We start from the raw sequence: 16,348 nt of genomic DNA on the forward strand, positions 1-16,348 counted from the left end.
CATTGCCCGCTTTTGTTTACAGCTAAGCGAGAGACGCTCTATTCGGTTCGAAGCGCATTCATCGGGTTTAGTCGCGAAGCCCTCCATGCTGGAGCGATGCAGGCAAAGATTGCAACGGTAAGCAGAGTGACGGCCACAAAACCAAATACCGCAGGGTCGAGCGGTTTGACTCCGTGAAGGAATGAGCCGATTACCCGCGTTACGGAGGCACTTGCAATCATGCCAAGCAGGAGCCCGAAGACGGCAGGCCGCAAACCATCCAATAACATCAGCCACAGAACTTGCTCCCGTTGTGCGCCGAGGGCGATGCGGATTCCAAGTTCGGTTGTTCGCTGGGTCATGAGGTACGACAAAACGCCATACAATCCGACCGACGCCAGCAGCAGCGACAAGACGGCAAAGGCCAGGACCAGTGTTGCCATCAGGCGCAGGTCTCCCAAAAATTCTCCCACTACCTGATTCATGGTCAGCACATGCGAAACCGGCAGTTCGGGATCGAGTGCAGCTATTTGCTTTTGAATGGGAAGAGCAAACTGCAGCGGATCGCCGCTGGTGCGCACAACCAGTGTTCCACCCGACGTGCCGTCCAGTTGCTGAAAATACATGGTCGGAGCGGGTGGTGCGTTTACCTGATGCAGTGTATCGGCTACAACCCCGATAATCTCGTACTCTGCCTGGCTCCATAACTCGACTTTCAGGTGTTTGCCTAGCGGGTCTTCATGCGGAAATTCCTTTTCTGCAAAGGCGTGATTAATCATCACCTTGTTTCCACGGTGCTCTGTATCGGAATCGTCTCTGGTGAAAAAGCGTCCGCTCAACAGTGGAATCTGTAGCGTGCGAAAGTATCCCGGATCTGCCCTGCGCACGAGCGCGAAGCTCAGATCCTCACCTGCTCTGCGCGGATGTTCGGTGATGGCATAGATATCGCCTTCCACTTCGCCTGTGCCCGGTACGGTCTGGCCGAGTCCCACTGCTTGTACGCCGGGCAGGAGGGCCAACCGGTCGAGCAGATTCTCGTGGAATGCGACTGTTTTCGATGGCGTATCGTATTTCTGTTTGGACAAGCCGTAGGACATGGTAATCACGTTGTCCGTCGCGCAACGTAGATTTGTCGAGCGCAGTTGCAGGAAGTTCTTCAGCAATAGTCCGGAAGCCACCAGCAGCACTACAGTTGCCGCAACCTCAACCGTTAAGAGTCCTTTCCGCAGCGCACTACTTGAAAGACTTCCACCCACGGTCCGCGACGAAGCTTGTAAGGCTGCAAGCACGGGCTTGCCCGTCGAGGAGATTGCAGGTAAAAGCCCCGCTAACAAGGCGGTCAAGAAGGCGAGTCCACAGGCAAAAAACAAAACGAGGCCGTCGATATGAATGTTGCTGGCGCGGGGCAGATCTTTCCACGTGCTGATTATCCACTGGGTAGCAGCGATTGATAATGCTACCCCGACCATCCCTCCGGTCAGGCAGATCAGTATGCTTTCCATTAGCTGCCCACGGATTAATGTCAAACGCTGCGCTCCCAGCGCTCCGCGAATTGCAACTTCCTTCTGTCGTGCTGCTCCGCGTGCAACCAGCAGATTCGCAACATTCAAGCAGCCAATTAGCAACATGCAAGCTACCGCGCTGACGAGCAGGAGTAGCGGCTTCTTTACGTCGCTAGCCAGATCGTCAGTCAGCGTGCGCGATATGGCTCCTTCACTCACCGCCCGGTTCGGGAACTCAGCATGGAGTCGCGACTGCACGGCACTGACTTGAGCGACCGCATCCGTCAGGCTTACTCCCGGCCTTAGTCGCGCGATAACTCTAGACTGGTGATACGCATGATTGTGGAGATACGCTGGCGGTGTGACCGATTGATAGGGTACCCACAACTCCACGCGGACATCCGGATAGGCATACGATCGAGGCAGCACACCGATGACCGTATAAGATTTTGCGTCCAAATGGATCTGGCGGCCGAGAATCGACGGATTGCCTCCGAAGCGGCGTTGAAATAAGTTCCAGGTCAGCAGAACCACATCGGAGCCGGGGCGGTCTTCCGCGTCTGTGAACGTGCGGCCCAGCGCGGGTTGCACTCCCAGGAGAGGAAAGAAGTTCGATGTGCTGGCGCCTGCCCCTACTGACTCAGGCATTTCGGCATTTTCTCCGCTCAGGTTAAAGTTCCATGGAGTCCATGCGGCCATGTCGGCAAAGCCGTGTGTCTCTGCTCGCCAGTCAAGGTAGTCTCCCGGCGCAACCACCGCATATTGAATAGGGAACTGGTTCAGCCGATATCGCTCGTAGACCATCACCAGGTGGTCCGGGTCGCGGAAGGGAAGCTGCTTCATCATTACCGATCGGACAATGGTGAACAGCGAAGTCGAAGCGCCGATACAGAGCGCCATAACGCCGACGGCCATCCAGGAAAAGCTTGGTGTGCGCAGCAGAGTCCGCATGGCATAGCGCAAATCGCGTGCAAGCTTGTCGAGGAAGGAGATGCTGTTCTGGCTCCATAGCTGCTCGCGTATGGTGTTGGAACTGCCAAGCTTGAGGTGCGACGCCTCGCTTCTTCCTCGGATGCACCGCGTGCTATGTTCTCGGCAATCTCCTCAGCCATGTAGTTATCGAGCTCTTCCATCAATTCGGCATCCGCGCGTTTGCGGCGGATAAAACGGCGCCAACTCATCATTCTCCTCCGCTTGCTGCAAATCCTTCGCCGATCACAAGACCGATTACTGGCGTCCTCTGCCTATAGTTGCCTTTCCCTCTTGCCAGTGGCTTGCCCGATCTTATCTCTCCCCACTAGAAGTTCTATGGGGAAAGAGCATACACCACTCGATCATCTATGGGAAGGGCCTCGAAGCAGAAAACAAGATCGAGACGAGTTTGTTCGGTGAGGTTTGGACACCGATATTCCTTCTTGCCGGGGAGATTCAGAAGCTTACTGTCTGCCGTGCAGCCGATCGCGTCAGCCGTTCCCAATTGCCATGAGCGAACAATTCCTTCTCTTCCGGCGAGAGGGAAGCCTTGTCTAGAAAGAGACGTCCTTCGCGGCCCGGACGGTACTGGTACGGGTAATCGGTGGAGAAGAGAATCCGCTCTGCTCCCACAATCTCAAGCGTGCGTTGCAGATAAGACTGGCTCCACATTCCACTCGAAGTTACGTAGAGATTGTGTCGAAAGTAATCGGTCACGGGCCTTTGCAGCTTTGCGATACGCGCTAGTGAGGCCATCCGCTCTATGTAAAAGAGAACGACTTCGCCCCAGTGCCCCAGAATGATCTGGAGGTCGGGGAGTTCGTCGAAGACTCCGGCTATCATCATTCGCAGGAACTGGATACCGGCCTCGTAGTGCCAGCCTAAACCGAAGGTTGCAAAGGCCGTGTCGATGGGGTCTCCAAAGCCGGAGTAATAGACCTCTCTTACGGGACGTTGCGGAATCTGAGGATGGATAAAGATAGGAACGCCCAGCATCGCCGCTGTCTTCAGGACAGGCCTGAGGTCGGGGTGGTCCATGTTCTTGTCGCGTGTGCGGCCACAAAGCATGGTTCCTGCGAATCCAAGATGTTGCACACAGCGCTCGAGTTCAAGCGCGGCTTCTTCCGGCGCAGCGGTCGGTAGGGTGGCGAAGCCCTGGAAGCGTGCCGGGTGCTTCACGATTGTGGCGGCAAGAAGATCGTTGGTGTGACGCGCCACGATCACGCTCTCTTGTGGCTCCAGATTGTGTAGAGCAGGTGTCGTTACAGAGAGGACCTGTACATCCACTCCGCTTTCGTCCATCAGCGCGAGCCGCCCTTCACCCAAGTTGTCGAGCCTCTCTTCGATCTCACCCATATCGAATGCGGCAGTACCTTCCTGTCCAATTGCGGAGGAAGCCCACGCGGCCCGGATTTCAGCGGTCAGGAAGTGCTCTTCAATTCCAATCAACTTCGCCATTCAGTTCCTCTCTCTATCTTTTCTTGTCTGCGAGCATGTCATAGCAAAAGGGGGGGTAACACGATGATTAATAAGATGGATCTCCGGTCGCTTCGGATGCTGAAGATTCTGCTGGAGCGAGGAATATAACCAGGACAGGTGAAGTTTTCGTACCGCCCCATACGGGGCGGCGGGATTTTAGGGGAGCTAACCCAGCGCTCTCGTCCGCGAAGCGGACTTCGCACTGGGCTATTTCCGATTCGCCCCGCCGGGGCGAAGTGCTGAGTTAGCTTGTAGAAGCCCTGTCCGTTTTTTCACAATTTAACTTGTGGGTAGTTGATAACGCTTCACCCCGGGGGAATTGGTTGTTCATCCTGTCGCATGCCTTTGCGGTACGGGCCTCTCTGGAAGCATGAGTATCACGAGACTTAGCGCTCGCTTATTAACTTCCTAACTCCGCATACAGCTACTATTAACTCGAACTACAGGGCTGCGCGCATTGTTCATGAGTGCAAAGCATCCCATCAGGATGCTACGACAGTAGCCCCGGGTGAAGCGTTAGCGAAACCCGGGGTAACGTTCCATAGAATATTACCCGCCCCGGGAGGTGGCGGGACGAAATGTTGGTTATCCAGCGATGAAAGCTTCGTACGGCTCTATACCAGGCGGAGAGATTTTTTGGGGGGAGCTAACCCAGCGCTCCGTCCGCAAAGCGTACCTCGCGCTGGGCTATTTTCGATTCGCCCGCTGGGGCGAGATGCTGATATTAACTTCCGGACTGTACTGTCTGGAGTTTTTCTAACATGCCTTGCGACCAGTTATCTGCGGAATCGTAGCCGATCTGCGTCCATTGCCACGAGCCCTTCGGATTAACCACCCAATTTTGCGGAATCGCGTAGCCGTCCAGCAGATTCACCGTAAAGGAAAATGCCGGAAGAACAGGGAAGGTATAGCCCTTCTTCTTCATGTATGGCGCTACCAAGCCAACCTCTTCGTCGATGTTGAAGGTCAGAATCTGTATATCTGAGCGTCCCTTCATCTTTTCGTACAGCTTTTCCAGTTCCGGCAACTCTTCGTTACACGGACCGCACCAGGTTGCCCAAAGGTTGATCAGCACCACCTTGCCCTTTAGATTCGTCAGGGACCAGGTCTTGCCGGAAAGATCTGTTAGTTGGAAGTCCGGTAGCGTCTTGGTCGGTTTTTCCCATCGCGCATCCGTAGCGCTTGCCAGCGAAGCCGTTGGGGCCTTGCTCCACACTGCGAAGGCAGTCTCTGTTCCACCCCGTTCGGTCCACAATGCCCGCGACTCATCCATCAGATCGTCTACCAATCTTCCTTGCTGCCAGGAGGGAGCCTTTGCCCTGGTGTGCAGCGCTTGCTGGTAATACGTCAGTGCATCTTCCTTGTTGTTCTCCAGTATGGCAAGACGTGCTCGATCGAGCCAGTAACCTGACAGGTCTTTTTTCTCTTCAGGTGGATTGCCTTCAAGCGATGCCTTGAACGGAAGCACCGCCTTCGATTGCTTTGCCAGTACTGCTGCATGGATCAACTTACTTTGGAGCGAACGGTCCATCCTCCTGTTACTCTTTTCTTTCTCTTTCTGCTCTTCGTCTGTCAGATCGTCTCGTTTCGGTGCCTGCGCTTCTTCCTTTGCCTGTATTGCGAGAATCTGTTGCAGCAGATCGATGACACGGCCGGGTTGCCACTTATGGGCTAACAGAAATTCCGCAGCTTGATACTTCGACCAGATCCAGCCAGGCTCATCCTGCCTTTCGCCTTTAGCCAGAAACGCATCTGCTATCGCAATGCCGTCCTTCTCCGTCAGCGAGTCGTCATTGAACTCCATCGAGATTATCTGAAAGCGTGCTAAAGAAGCGTCATCCGGATAATCGCGAATCCACTCTTCCGCTACCTGCCGCCGCGCTTGGCGATACGCTGTCCACGCGGCGGTGTCCTTCTGGTCGGCTGGTTCCTTGTGCGCCTCATTCCATCGCGTTTGTAGAATGTCTTCTGCCTCCTCCGACTGGGGATACTGCTTCAGCAGACGATCCTCCAAGGCACGTAGAGTTTCCGGCGATGCGCCGCTCTGCTTGTAGCCTTCGATCAGGAAGCTCATCCAGTCGGCATCCGGATGAGTCTCTATCTTCTCCAGCCGCTTTACATCTGCGGCCACCTGTTGCCGGACTGCTTCGTGTTCCTGCGGCGGACGGACGCGGAACTCAAGGCTCCATAGAAATCTGAAATTTTTGAGAGCTTCCGGATCTGTCTCCTTCTCAAGCTTCGGACGCAGGGCTGCTGCGACCTTTGCTTGCAGCTCCATATCCTTTACCAGCATCCACCGCGCAGAATTGTTGGTCGATGTGGGGCAGCTGGTCCAGTATGCCGTCAGATGCTCCCTGAATTTTGCCTTGTCCGCGAATTTCCCTCTGCTGTAGATCTCCGCCAGACTTATGTCCGGCCACACAAACTGCTGAGCCTGTGTTTTCGCTGCGTTCAGCAGACGAATGCTTTCCGGCGTATCCGTCCCATCCAATGCAGAGGCAGCAAGGTACAGTACCAGCGGATCGTTGGGATGCTCTTTCGCCTGCTGGCGGTAATTGGCCTGAAAAGCCTTCCAGCTTCCCGGATGCAGAGCCTCTTCTTCCCGGCGCGCAATCGAGATCAATCGCTGTTTCGGCGTAGCTGCTCGTGGATACTTAGTTGCCAGTTCCGTAAGAACAGTGCGGCGCAGTGCTTCCTGCTCCAGGAAACTCAGCTTGCTAAATGCCGGAGTCTCCAGTTTGTCGTGCAGCGTCTTCTGAATTTCGGCAGGCTCGTCGCAACCAGTCAATGTATTGGAGGTTTGTGCCCCGAGTGGTGCTGCCAGCAGTACTAACGTTGTCATGAAAAACCATCGCATCTGTCTCTCCTTAGTGCCTGCGGAACTGTGGAGTCGATTATTCGACTATCATGCACCCTATGTCAATTGAGATCATTACTTCCGCTTTATCGAGTTAGTGAAAATCACACACCAGGACCGTCAAATCGTCTTTCTGGACTGAGGACCAGGAACTGATTGCGCCGAGTATCTGGCTGGCAACCTGATCGGGAGGCATCTCTCTGGTCTTCACGATCAGCGATTCAAGGCGCTCAAATCCGAATTCTGCACCGCTGGCATTCTCTGCTTCAATGAGCCCATCGGTGTAGAGTAAGAGGCGGTCTCCGGGCGCGAGAGTGTGAAGTCTGTTGGAGTAGGTCGCGAAGGAAAAGGCGGCGAGCATCAGTCCATTTTCTTCAATCCGTGTAACTCTTCCTTCACGCAGAAGGAGCATCGGAGGATGGGCTGCGGCACTGTAGGAAAGCGTGCCTGCATCGGCATTGAGATAGAGGTAGGCGGCAGTAACAAATTGGTTTTGTGTCTGGCCGCAGAGAACCGTATTCATTCCGGCAAGAAAAGCAGCAGGATCGCAGGCGTGAATCCCTTGGGAAACCGCCGCCAGTTTTACCATTGATGCGATGAGTGCAGCGGGAATTCCGTGTCCTGCCACATCGGCAATTAGCAGACCGGCTTCGTTGTCGCTGCTGATTGGAAAATCGTAAAAATCTCCGGCTACAGAATTCATCGGAACGTATCCGGCTGCCACACTAAAATGAGCGGAACTCGGATAGGCGGAGGGTAGAATCGCCGTCTGGATTTGACGTGCGATGTCAAGTTCCTTTCGGACGGCCGCGAACTGTTCATCCCGGTCCAGAGAACGGCGGGCTGCGACATAGCCCAGGGCCATGAGGAACACGGAAAATCCAATCGGTTCCACACGTGGATATAGGCCCAGAAAGTCACCGAAGTTATCGAATACGGCCAATGCGATAAAGCCGGTCATGGCCCATCGCGTGATTACAAAATCCCGATTCCCATCGCGTCTCTGAAATAGGTGAACCAGCAGCAGGGAGAGGGAGCCGATTACTACGGCACTATTGAGATGATCGATCCATATCTCCGGCCCTCTAACGATCGTGATAACAAAGAGAGCAATGAAGAAGCCGGAAAGAACGCTTGCTATCCGGCGTCCGAAGCGGCCTAGAAACCCGGCACTATCGAAGAAGAAAAGCCCGGGAACAGGGACCAGGTAGTTGATCGCTATCTGGAGGGATGAATGACCTGAAAGCACGAGATGAACCGTACCGAGTTGAAGCCACAGGCGCACTCCGTAAAGCGCGGAAATGCCGGCTAGCCAGAGGAGCATCGCATTCGTCCGGCGGCTCAGGAAGGCGAACGCTGCCGAAATCAGTCCTGCCGTGACAAAGGCACTCCCCAGAAAAAGAAATGGAGCATCGTGGGTGAAGGCTTGCACGACCTGGAACTCGCTGAACTGAGCGACGCCACTTTCCATCGAGAGCTGTTCCTTTCGAAGAAATCAGGTGAAGTGATCCAATCTATCATCATGGGGAATAAGGCGTCCTGCTGCAACTGGGCGGTACGGAGCTGATCTATGTTTCGAAAGGTCTAGATGGTGCGGGATTCCTGTGCAAGCTTAAACACTAAGTCACGATATTGATGCTTTGGCTCCCCAGTTGGATCTTACATTTCACGCACAGCCAAAGTTCCAAGGGCCTGGAAATCGGAGATTGCGCCCCAGACTGCAAGGCCGATACCGGCTGCCATCTGATGTAATTCAGCCATGTTGTGTGCGAGGAATATCATCACCGATCCGTTGTTTGGATCGGCCTGCCACCATCCCCCGTATGCGCCCGGCCAACCTACTGTGCCGACGCCACCTCCGCAGCGCAGGGGATCTGCTTTCTCCGGTTCTGTCACGACCGCGACACCGAAGCCATATCCGTGGCCTTCCGCAAAGAGCGCTTGTCCGAACATCCTTGCCGATGCCCTCTGGCTGGCAGTCAATTGGTTCGAAGTCATCATTGACAGTGTCTGCGGTTTCAACAGTTGCACGCCGTCCACTGTTCCTTTGCCCACGAACATGCGCGCGAAGATCAGGTAGTCATCCAGCGTAGACCAGAGGCCCTGTCCTCCGGAGACGTAAGTCATGCCCTCCGGGCGCTCCTGTAAGGCCTGACCACCGGGTATCGTTTGCAATGCGGCCAGGCTTCCATCGTCGCTAAAGCCGCAAAGTCCTGCGCGACGGTTACGCTTCCCGGCAGGAACAAAGAATCCTGTGTCTTTCATTCCTAGTGGTGCGAAGATTCGTTGTTGAAGGAGATCACCAAGCGGCGTGTCCTCGGTCCGCGCTATGAGGAAGCCCAGCAGGTCGGTCGAATGACTATAGTGGAATCCATTTCCGGGCTGGTCGATCAGCGGTAGCTGGGCAAGCCTCCGAATCCATTCGTCGGGAGTGAGTTCATTGTCGATATTTCCGCCGAGCGCTTCCGCATATGCTTTTCCGATTGGACCGCGGTGGAATTCGGAGTAAGTAAATCCGGCACGATGGGTTAACAGATCATCGAATGTAATAGGTCGCTCTGCGACGCACCAATCCTCAAGCTGGCCACCGGGGTCACGAAGAACTCGCATGTGTTCGAACTCCGGAGCGAATTTTGTGATGGGATCTTCAAGACGAAACCGGCCCTCATCAAACAACATAAGAGCCAGAGTGGAGGTGATCGGTTTTGTCATCGAGGCAATGCGGAAAATCGTGTCGCGCTCAACAGGGAGGCGGCTCTCCATGTCGCGGACTCCTGCACAAGTAACCCGGACTGAGTCTCCACTGCAAATCAGCGTCGCTGCTCCGGCAAGCTTTCCCTCATCCACAACCCGCACAAGCATAGCGTCGATCGTGTCCTTTACCTTCATGGCTCCGGACTATAACATAACGAAATTATAAAATAGAATACATATAAAATAAAAATATGACCGACAAGCTAACTCCTTTGTCTTCTTCCCGTCGCAAGCCCAAAGGTGACAAGAGGGAACGGACGCGCGCAAAGCTTCTTGAAGCCGCGCGCCAACTCGTACATGAAAAAGGCTACGATCACACAACTCTTGAAGCGGTGGCTAAACGCGCCGGAATGACGACTGGAGCTATCTATGGGAACTTCAAGAATAGGGAAGAGCTCTTCGTTGCTTTGGGTCAGACGTATTGGCCTCCAATAAAGCCTGCGGTCAAACCGGGAGCAAGCTTTCATGAGATCATGCGCGCGATGGCCAAGGCCACGCTTGCAGCGATACCTAACCGGAAAGCAGCGGCGGTCGGTAGACTTACTGGGCTTGCCTATACGCTGCGCCACGAGGACCTCCTGGTGCAGGTTCACGCCGTGACTGCTCAAAGTTATGAAATGGGGGCGGAATGGCTGCGTAACACCGTAGCAAAAGACGAATTGCCGATGCCTGCCGAACAGATGGTCCGAGTGATACATGCGCTCATTGAAGGACTCGTTATGCAAACACTTCTCACACCGGATTTATTTTCGAAGAGCCTCTATTATGCGGCTTTCGATGCATTGGCATCGGCGCCAAACCGGGCGAAAGGCAAATAGTCAAGTAAGGTGTTCGCAAAGAAGGTCGAAGGAGCTATTGATTCTCCATCAATTTACTCAACGTGGCCAACGTTTCGTCATCAATGCCGTATTCATATTCGGCGTGGCCTATCTTCTTAACTCCCGCATAGGCGAGTTCCGCAATCAAGAAACCTGTTGCTAAAGAAGCGAGCATGTAGCCCAGTGAGGCGACTGCCCCTGGCTTGCTCAATGGAGAATCGACGGGCTTGCGTGCGCTGAGCATCGACTCTTTGCATAGCTGGGTTTCATCGAGATAGCGATAGCAGATCGCTTTTACAATAAGTACGAAGCGCCGCTTTACATTCGCATCGCTTTCTCTCGCAACGCGAATCATATTCGTGGCATGTTGATTGCCTGTCAATATGAAATGCTCGTATGCGTGTTCTGCGGAAGTGAGATGACCGATGCAAGCCCATACCTGCGCCCTCTTGTCTTGGGTGCGGGGGATGGCTTCGAAAGCGCTTTTCGCTGCTGACATTTCGATGTCGCCCAGGGAAAGAGAGAAATCGCCGTGATCCAACACTTCCAGGATATGGCTGATGTGCTTAGCGGTTTTGAATATTTCAATGAGCGGAACGGGCATGAGTGCCTCCGGCGCTTCTGTGACGGAAGCGCTCCAACACAGAGATGTGGTGGAAACAATCATGCAACAAAAAAGATTTGGCAAAAAGTGAAATGTATATAAAGTGCGAGTCGCGTGGGGTGCCGCAGGCACGCCACTCCACACGTTAGCCAGGTACATAGAAGAAGAGTTGCCTTTGCGCCGCCGTTCTTCTTTCTTATGAACTGCTTTGGAGATGGCTTGTCGGGGATGCCCTTCCTGAAGTCAGAGGCATCCCGCGACATGAATTCATTCGGTCATCACAGTTCTATAAATATCGAATTGTCTGTATGAACGCGATGGACCTGTTCGTAAGTACCGGGCAAGAGAGAACTCGCTACAAGATACTGCTTCTGCCGTGCGCTACTGAACCCGTTTGAAGTCTATGTGGGCGTGGACGGGTTTGCTTCCTGCGGGTAGAAACGTCCAGTCCTCGGTGTGGTGATCGGCATCGATGATGGTGAAAACTCCACGGGTTACATGACCAATTGCATCGCTGCCTGTAAAGTCCGCAAGATCGAATTCGAGAGTGTTGCTGTCCGCCGGAGGTCCCGCCACCATATGGGGACGGTTGCCGAAGTCACAGTAATGCATCAGGACTATGCGGTCGTCCTGGAGATAGAGAACGGTGATCTCCAGACCGCCAGTATTCAGTTCGTGAATCAATGCATTTCCACGCGAAGCAACTCGAATGGAGAGAGGCATCGGTTTATCGGTAGACCAGACAGGATTGTCTGTCGTGATGGAACCTTGCCATGTCCCCGCCAGAGTTTTCATCCGATCGAAGGCTTTCTGAGCATCGGAAGCGGTAGCGGAGCTGCTGGAAGATTGCCCGTGGGTGATAACACACATCGTCAGTATAACTACGATGACTGCGAAGCGCACCCCTTTCATGATTTCCTCCTGCGAACCATTACGCTGATTGCGCGAGGAATGTTCCACTATATCGTGAAGATATCGAATGAAAGGCTGATCCTGAATGAGCTGCTTATTTGAGACCTAAGATGTGTGACTTTTGTAAGCTGATCTAACTTAGCGGTGGAATGCTTCGGAGAAACTCTAGAGAGAATCCCGGAGGGATGCTACGACAGTAGCCCCGGGTGAAGCGTAGCGAAACCCGGGGTAACGTACCACCGAATATTGCCCGCCCCGGAAGGCGGCGGGACGAAATGTTGGCTATTCCACCGAAGTAAGATTCGTTCCGCACCCTCCGGGGCGGGGATTCGAGGGTAAGCTAACCCAGCGCTCCCGTTCGCAAAGCGAACTTCGCGCTGGGCTATTTTTGAATCGCCCCGCTGGGGCGAAGAGCTGAGTTGGATCCTGGAGTATTTCATGCAAAGATGTAGACCAAGACGCAGCTCTCCGCCGAAGGCCGGGTCTCCAGCAAACCTGTCTCGGTTTGCTGATGTAGGGAGAAAACTGCTCCTCTCTATCCTTAGCGGGTCTATACCTATGCGAGAAATGCCCTATAAGTCCTATCCCTGCTTTCACAACTCAATTTGTGGGTAATTGATAGTCCGGAGGGCAGGGGCGAAGCCTGATCAAGAAAAACGGGAAGGAGGATATTCCCCCTTCCCACTTCAGAATATAGCGTGCCGGGGAGCTTGCGGCAAGACCCCAATCATGCTGCATCATCGTCGCCTGAAACAAAGAACCTGCTGAAACGGGAGGCACGATATGCGTATGTTGTTGTCGATGCATGGGTCGCATGGAGATATTGGCGCCAATGCCGGGATTTGTGGTGCAAGCAAAGATACTCGACGCGGAAGTGCGGGGCCGGGTGTTGCCGGTCGCGATGTGCATAGTGCCATCCGGAGTGTGGCGACAGCAGAGCATGAGGTGGTGATTGCCGGAGGTGGTCCTACAGGGCTGGTGCTGGCGGGCGAGTTAGCGTTGGCTGGAGTCGATGTTGCCATTGTCGAGCGGCGCGAAAGCCAGGACCTCGACGGGTTGCGCGCTGGAGGGCTGCACATACGCACACTCGAGCTCTTCGATCAGCGGGGAATTGCCGACCGCTTCGTTTCTCAAGGTCAGATCGTTCACCGCGCACCCTTTGCGCGTATCGCTCTCGATATCGGCGATCTTCCAACACGGCATCCATATTTTCTTGCGCTCTGGCAGATTCGTATTGAGCAGATCCTTGCCGACTGGGTTGGCGAATTGGCTGTACCTACATACAGGGGAAGTGCGGTGACGGATTTCGCGCAGCACGACACCTCTGTCGATGTCGAACTGTCCGATGGACGATCTCTGCGAGCGAAGTATCTCGTGGGATGCGACGGAGGCCGCAGTCTGATCCGCAAGAAAGCAGGCATCGAATTTCCAGGGTGGAACCCTTCAACCAGCTACTTGATTGCCGAGATTGAGACGGACGAAGAGCCAGAGTGGGGCATACGCCGTAGTGCAAAGGGCATCAATGCCTTCGCCAAAATCGAGGATGGCAAGCGTGCGCGAGTGGTGTTGAATGAGCAACAGGTCAAACGGGGCGGGGAACCGGTCTTGAGCGACATCCGCGAAGCACTTATCGCTGTCTACGGAACGGATTATGGTCTTCGCAGCGCCAGTTATATCTCGAGATTTACAGATATGACCCGGCAGGCAGCATGTTATTGGGATAGACGCGTGCTGCTGGCGGGCGACGCGGCACACGTGCATTCTCCGGTAGGCGGACAGGGACTGAACCTCGGTGTTCAGGATGCGATGAACCTGGGGTGGAAGTTATCACAGGTGATTCATGGAATATCACCGGAGAGCTTGTTGGATACATATCATGCCGAGCGTCATCCGATTGGTGCTCGCATATTGCGCAATACCATGGCAATCACCGCAATCGATCGCAGTGACGATCGCATCGAAGCTTTGCGCGATCTGATGTCCGAGATGCTGCAGAAGGACGAGACTCGTAAACAATACGCCTCGATGATGGCTGGCCTGGACATTCACTACGACTTAGGAGAAGGTCATCCGCTGCTAGGCCGTCGCATGCCCGATCTCGATCTGGTTACTGTCAATGGTCCACTGCGGACTTACACGTTACTGCACGATGCCCGTCCAGTACTCATCAACTTCGGTGAGCCAGGCAGTATCGACATTGCGCCATGGGCAAGCCGGGTCAAGCTGATTGAGGCCAAGCACGAAGGTGCCTGGGAGCTTCCATCCTTAGGCGTTGTCCCAGTTCCCGATGCCGTGTTGATCCGACCTGACGGATACGTGGCCTGGGTAGGGATGCAAGCTCAGCAAGGGCTTGCCGATGCTCTGACGACTTGGTTTGGACCACCTGCTGCGAAGTAGTGCATCGGGGGGCATAAGTGATTTGGCCATTTTGGCGTAAACTGAGGGTTATACTTGAGATCTAACTCTCGCCTTGTTTAGAATTACTGAAAGCTTGCCAACATAGAGCCCCTCTGTCATAGTGCTTTGTATGTCGATTGACGATAATCCCATCGAGGTTCTGAGAAAGCAGTTTGAGCTGGAAGACATTTCTAAATCACCTGTTACGGAACAGGTCGTTAAGATCACAGCAGAACTAGCCCGGCTTTGTCCTTTTACCTCGGCACTGCAATCGATCATTGAGAAGGTTGGCGAAAGGATCAGAACTGACAGTGTTGAACGCATTGCTATCATGCTCACCACAAAGGACAGAGATGAACGAGAGGCTAGGCTGCTAGTCGAGGGTGCAAGGAAAGCATCTGTCACTCGATCAATAACTAGAGTTGAGAGGCTTGGAATTATCCTTGCCCAGACGATCAGAGCCTCAGCACCGCCAGACGAGGATGAGATTGAAGAAATGATGAGAATCGCGACTGAGCTCACAGAGAAAGATATAACCTACCTGCAAGACTTGGTGAAGCTCCAAGCCCAATACCTTCAGGGGCGATCACATGTTGAAAGATATACAGCCTACCAGTCTTGGACGAGCGGTCCTTGGGGGGACAGAGTAGATCCAACAATTGACAGCGTTTTCCATAAACTCGAGAGCTATGGTCTTGTATCTGCGATTGCTCCGAACAACACGTTCAATATCATGGCTGATATTCAGACGAGGTTTGTTCTTCTACCCAAGGGAAGCAGATTGGCTGAGCTGATAGCAACTGATCGCAGCAGCACATAGTACTCTGGCATCTCTGGCAACGGCTGCAGATGCGTACGTGCTACTATTCGATGATGCTCTCAGTTGAAGCCAACGACTAAAACCCTGTGTCTCCCTGGTCCCCAATTGCGAGGGGGCCAGGCCCACTCCAGTAAAACCGGAAGTCATCCGGTAAGCAGGTCGAAATCGGGCGGACGTAGAGGACACGCTCAAATTTAAAGCGGTGGGTTGAATGGGCCACCTCGCCAGAATCTGTGCGATCTTTAGCGAGTAGAGTTTATAGCGTATGTCTATAGGAGATCATCTTCGGCGAACTGTGCGTCGGCGTCCGCACTGCATGTGGAACAAACCACGTTAAATGCGTTTCGCCTCAATGAATGCAGGCAGTTTCAATGCGATAAGAGTTCCAAGCTTTCGAACCTTATTGTGAACAATGCCAATCATAATTGGGTCTGGAGTCCAGACCAATGCATTTGGAGTTTCACCAAGCACCCATACTCCGCAGCCACTAAATCCATCTGGCCTATATTCCTTTGCGTCTTCGTTGTAGGTGAATGCGAAGTCTTTTTTTCGTGAAAACCTCGATTCGATTCTCGACCAAATCTTAGTATTGAGTTCGGTTGAGTAGTTGCTTATATGTTCAGCGATGCCCATGAACATAAGTTTCCGGTTTCCCTCCGCAGTCACCTGTCGCGAGTTGTCAACTGGAAACCCAACCATGAGAAGGGTTAATTCATCCAGTTCCTGCTCGTTCCACTTCATGAATGGCACTGATCTGCGCATGTCGTAGAACTCGGGACCGTCAGGCAGTGTGTAGTTCGGATCAAGACGCAGCGCAGCAACATCGCGGACATCATCTAACTGCGCGTCAACAATCGGCAACTTTTCTCCTATAGTGAATCCTCCGACTTCTTCATTCGTCGTATCCTTCGCGGCTTTGTCGCGCATCGCTGTAGGTGGACGAAGCCAAAAGCGAAGCTCCTCAGGCTTTGATGTGCCGAGGACATGTTTGGCTGTGAGAATAAATTTCTGACCGTCGAGCAACACGAGGGTGCCGGTTCCGACTCCAGTATTCTGGTCAGAGGCAATGCCGACCGTATACGAGGCAATGCGTTCGGTATTCGCTTTCCGATGTTGCTGATTGAGTGGGTCCATTAGAAGCGATTTGATAATAGATCATATATGGGCACTCAAGCAAAAGCTAGCGGCAGAGGGGGTCGACGCGTGCGTCTTTGGATCTGGGAAGAAGGCGCTATTGGAGGCGAGCAGGTTCGC

12 protein-coding genes are annotated in these 16,348 nt (G+C 53.7%); 3 read left to right on the forward strand and 9 right to left on the reverse strand.

Annotated elements, in window-relative coordinates:
• Positions 1-38: 38 nt before the first annotated feature.
• The 6 genes from AC6I7T_RS28410 to AC6I7T_RS28435 all read right to left on the reverse strand — a co-directional run bounded on the left by AC6I7T_RS28410 (position 39) and on the right by AC6I7T_RS28435 (position 9,678).
• Positions 39-2,432 (reverse strand): ABC transporter permease, encoded by a 2,394-nt coding sequence (locus AC6I7T_RS28410; protein WP_497791199.1) that lies wholly within the window; start codon positions 2,430-2,432, stop codon positions 39-41.
• Positions 2,327-2,665 (reverse strand): permease prefix domain 1-containing protein, encoded by a 339-nt coding sequence (locus AC6I7T_RS28415; RefSeq protein ID WP_497791200.1) that lies wholly within the window; start codon positions 2,663-2,665, stop codon positions 2,327-2,329. Before AC6I7T_RS28415 ends, AC6I7T_RS28410 begins: the two co-directional genes overlap by 106 nt.
• Before the next feature lie 244 nt (positions 2,666-2,909).
• Positions 2,910-3,911, reverse strand: coding sequence for an amidohydrolase family protein (locus tag AC6I7T_RS28420; RefSeq protein ID WP_497791201.1), 1,002 nt, complete (start codon positions 3,909-3,911; stop codon positions 2,910-2,912).
• Between the two features lie 745 nt (positions 3,912-4,656).
• Positions 4,657-6,789: a TlpA family protein disulfide reductase gene (locus AC6I7T_RS28425; protein WP_497791202.1), complete on the reverse strand. Its 2,133-nt coding sequence runs from the start codon at positions 6,787-6,789 to the stop codon at positions 4,657-4,659.
• A gap of 94 nt (positions 6,790-6,883) precedes the next feature.
• Entirely contained in the window at positions 6,884-8,260 is a 1,377-nt protein-coding gene (locus tag AC6I7T_RS28430) for a PP2C family protein-serine/threonine phosphatase (protein ID WP_497791203.1), read from the reverse strand.
• Between the two features lie 188 nt (positions 8,261-8,448).
• Entirely contained in the window at positions 8,449-9,678 is a 1,230-nt protein-coding gene (locus tag AC6I7T_RS28435) for a serine hydrolase domain-containing protein (RefSeq protein WP_497791205.1), read from the reverse strand.
• Between the two features lie 56 nt (positions 9,679-9,734).
• Here AC6I7T_RS28435 and AC6I7T_RS28440 point away from each other — a divergent pair, with 56 nt between their 5' ends.
• On the forward strand, positions 9,735-10,361 hold the full coding sequence (locus tag AC6I7T_RS28440) for a TetR/AcrR family transcriptional regulator (protein ID WP_497791206.1): 627 nt from the start codon (positions 9,735-9,737) through the stop codon (positions 10,359-10,361).
• A 34-nt stretch (positions 10,362-10,395) separates the two neighbouring features.
• On the opposite strand, the gene AC6I7T_RS28445 is transcribed toward AC6I7T_RS28440, so the two are convergent.
• Together AC6I7T_RS28445 and AC6I7T_RS28450 are read right to left on the reverse strand one after the other, a co-directional pair.
• Entirely contained in the window at positions 10,396-10,965 is a 570-nt protein-coding gene (locus AC6I7T_RS28445; protein WP_497791207.1) for a hypothetical protein, read from the reverse strand.
• A gap of 381 nt (positions 10,966-11,346) precedes the next feature.
• On the reverse strand, positions 11,347-11,877 hold the full coding sequence (locus AC6I7T_RS28450; RefSeq protein WP_497791208.1) for a hypothetical protein: 531 nt from the start codon (positions 11,875-11,877) through the stop codon (positions 11,347-11,349).
• A gap of 783 nt (positions 11,878-12,660) precedes the next feature.
• On the opposite strand from AC6I7T_RS28450, the gene AC6I7T_RS28455 reads away from it, so the two are divergent.
• Positions 12,661-14,274, forward strand: a complete 1,614-nt coding sequence (locus tag AC6I7T_RS28455; protein WP_497791209.1) for an FAD-dependent monooxygenase — start codon at positions 12,661-12,663, stop codon at positions 14,272-14,274.
• A 130-nt stretch (positions 14,275-14,404) separates the two neighbouring features.
• Entirely contained in the window at positions 14,405-15,094 is a 690-nt protein-coding gene (locus tag AC6I7T_RS28460) for a hypothetical protein (protein ID WP_497791210.1), read from the forward strand.
• Between the two features lie 333 nt (positions 15,095-15,427).
• Here AC6I7T_RS28460 and AC6I7T_RS28465 read toward each other — a convergent pair whose 3' ends face one another.
• Entirely contained in the window at positions 15,428-16,228 is an 801-nt protein-coding gene (locus tag AC6I7T_RS28465) for a trypsin-like serine peptidase (protein ID WP_497791211.1), read from the reverse strand.
• Positions 16,229-16,348: the final 120 nt, after the last annotated feature.

The sequence above is a fragment of the Humiphilus diazotrophicus genome (assembly GCF_059726315.1).

Coding starts and splice junctions, on each gene's coding strand:
- AC6I7T_RS28410 (WP_497791199.1), bottom strand. CDS start 2,432: ATGCGGACTCTGCTGCGCACACCAAGCTTTTCCTGGATGGCCGTCGGC.
- AC6I7T_RS28415 (WP_497791200.1), bottom strand. CDS start 2,665: ATGATGAGTTGGCGCCGTTTTATCCGCCGCAAACGCGCGGATGCCGAA.
- AC6I7T_RS28420 (WP_497791201.1), bottom strand. CDS start 3,911: ATGGCGAAGTTGATTGGAATTGAAGAGCACTTCCTGACCGCTGAAATC.
- AC6I7T_RS28425 (WP_497791202.1), bottom strand. CDS start 6,789: ATGCGATGGTTTTTCATGACAACGTTAGTACTGCTGGCAGCACCACTC.
- AC6I7T_RS28430 (WP_497791203.1), bottom strand. CDS start 8,260: ATGGAAAGTGGCGTCGCTCAGTTCAGCGAGTTCCAGGTCGTGCAAGCC.
- AC6I7T_RS28435 (WP_497791205.1), bottom strand. CDS start 9,678: ATGAAGGTAAAGGACACGATCGACGCTATGCTTGTGCGGGTTGTGGAT.
- AC6I7T_RS28440 (WP_497791206.1), top strand. CDS start 9,735: ATGACCGACAAGCTAACTCCTTTGTCTTCTTCCCGTCGCAAGCCCAAA.
- AC6I7T_RS28445 (WP_497791207.1), bottom strand. CDS start 10,965: ATGCCCGTTCCGCTCATTGAAATATTCAAAACCGCTAAGCACATCAGC.
- AC6I7T_RS28450 (WP_497791208.1), bottom strand. CDS start 11,877: ATGAAAGGGGTGCGCTTCGCAGTCATCGTAGTTATACTGACGATGTGT.
- AC6I7T_RS28455 (WP_497791209.1), top strand. CDS start 12,661: ATGCGTATGTTGTTGTCGATGCATGGGTCGCATGGAGATATTGGCGCC.
- AC6I7T_RS28460 (WP_497791210.1), top strand. CDS start 14,405: ATGTCGATTGACGATAATCCCATCGAGGTTCTGAGAAAGCAGTTTGAG.
- AC6I7T_RS28465 (WP_497791211.1), bottom strand. CDS start 16,228: ATGGACCCACTCAATCAGCAACATCGGAAAGCGAATACCGAACGCATT.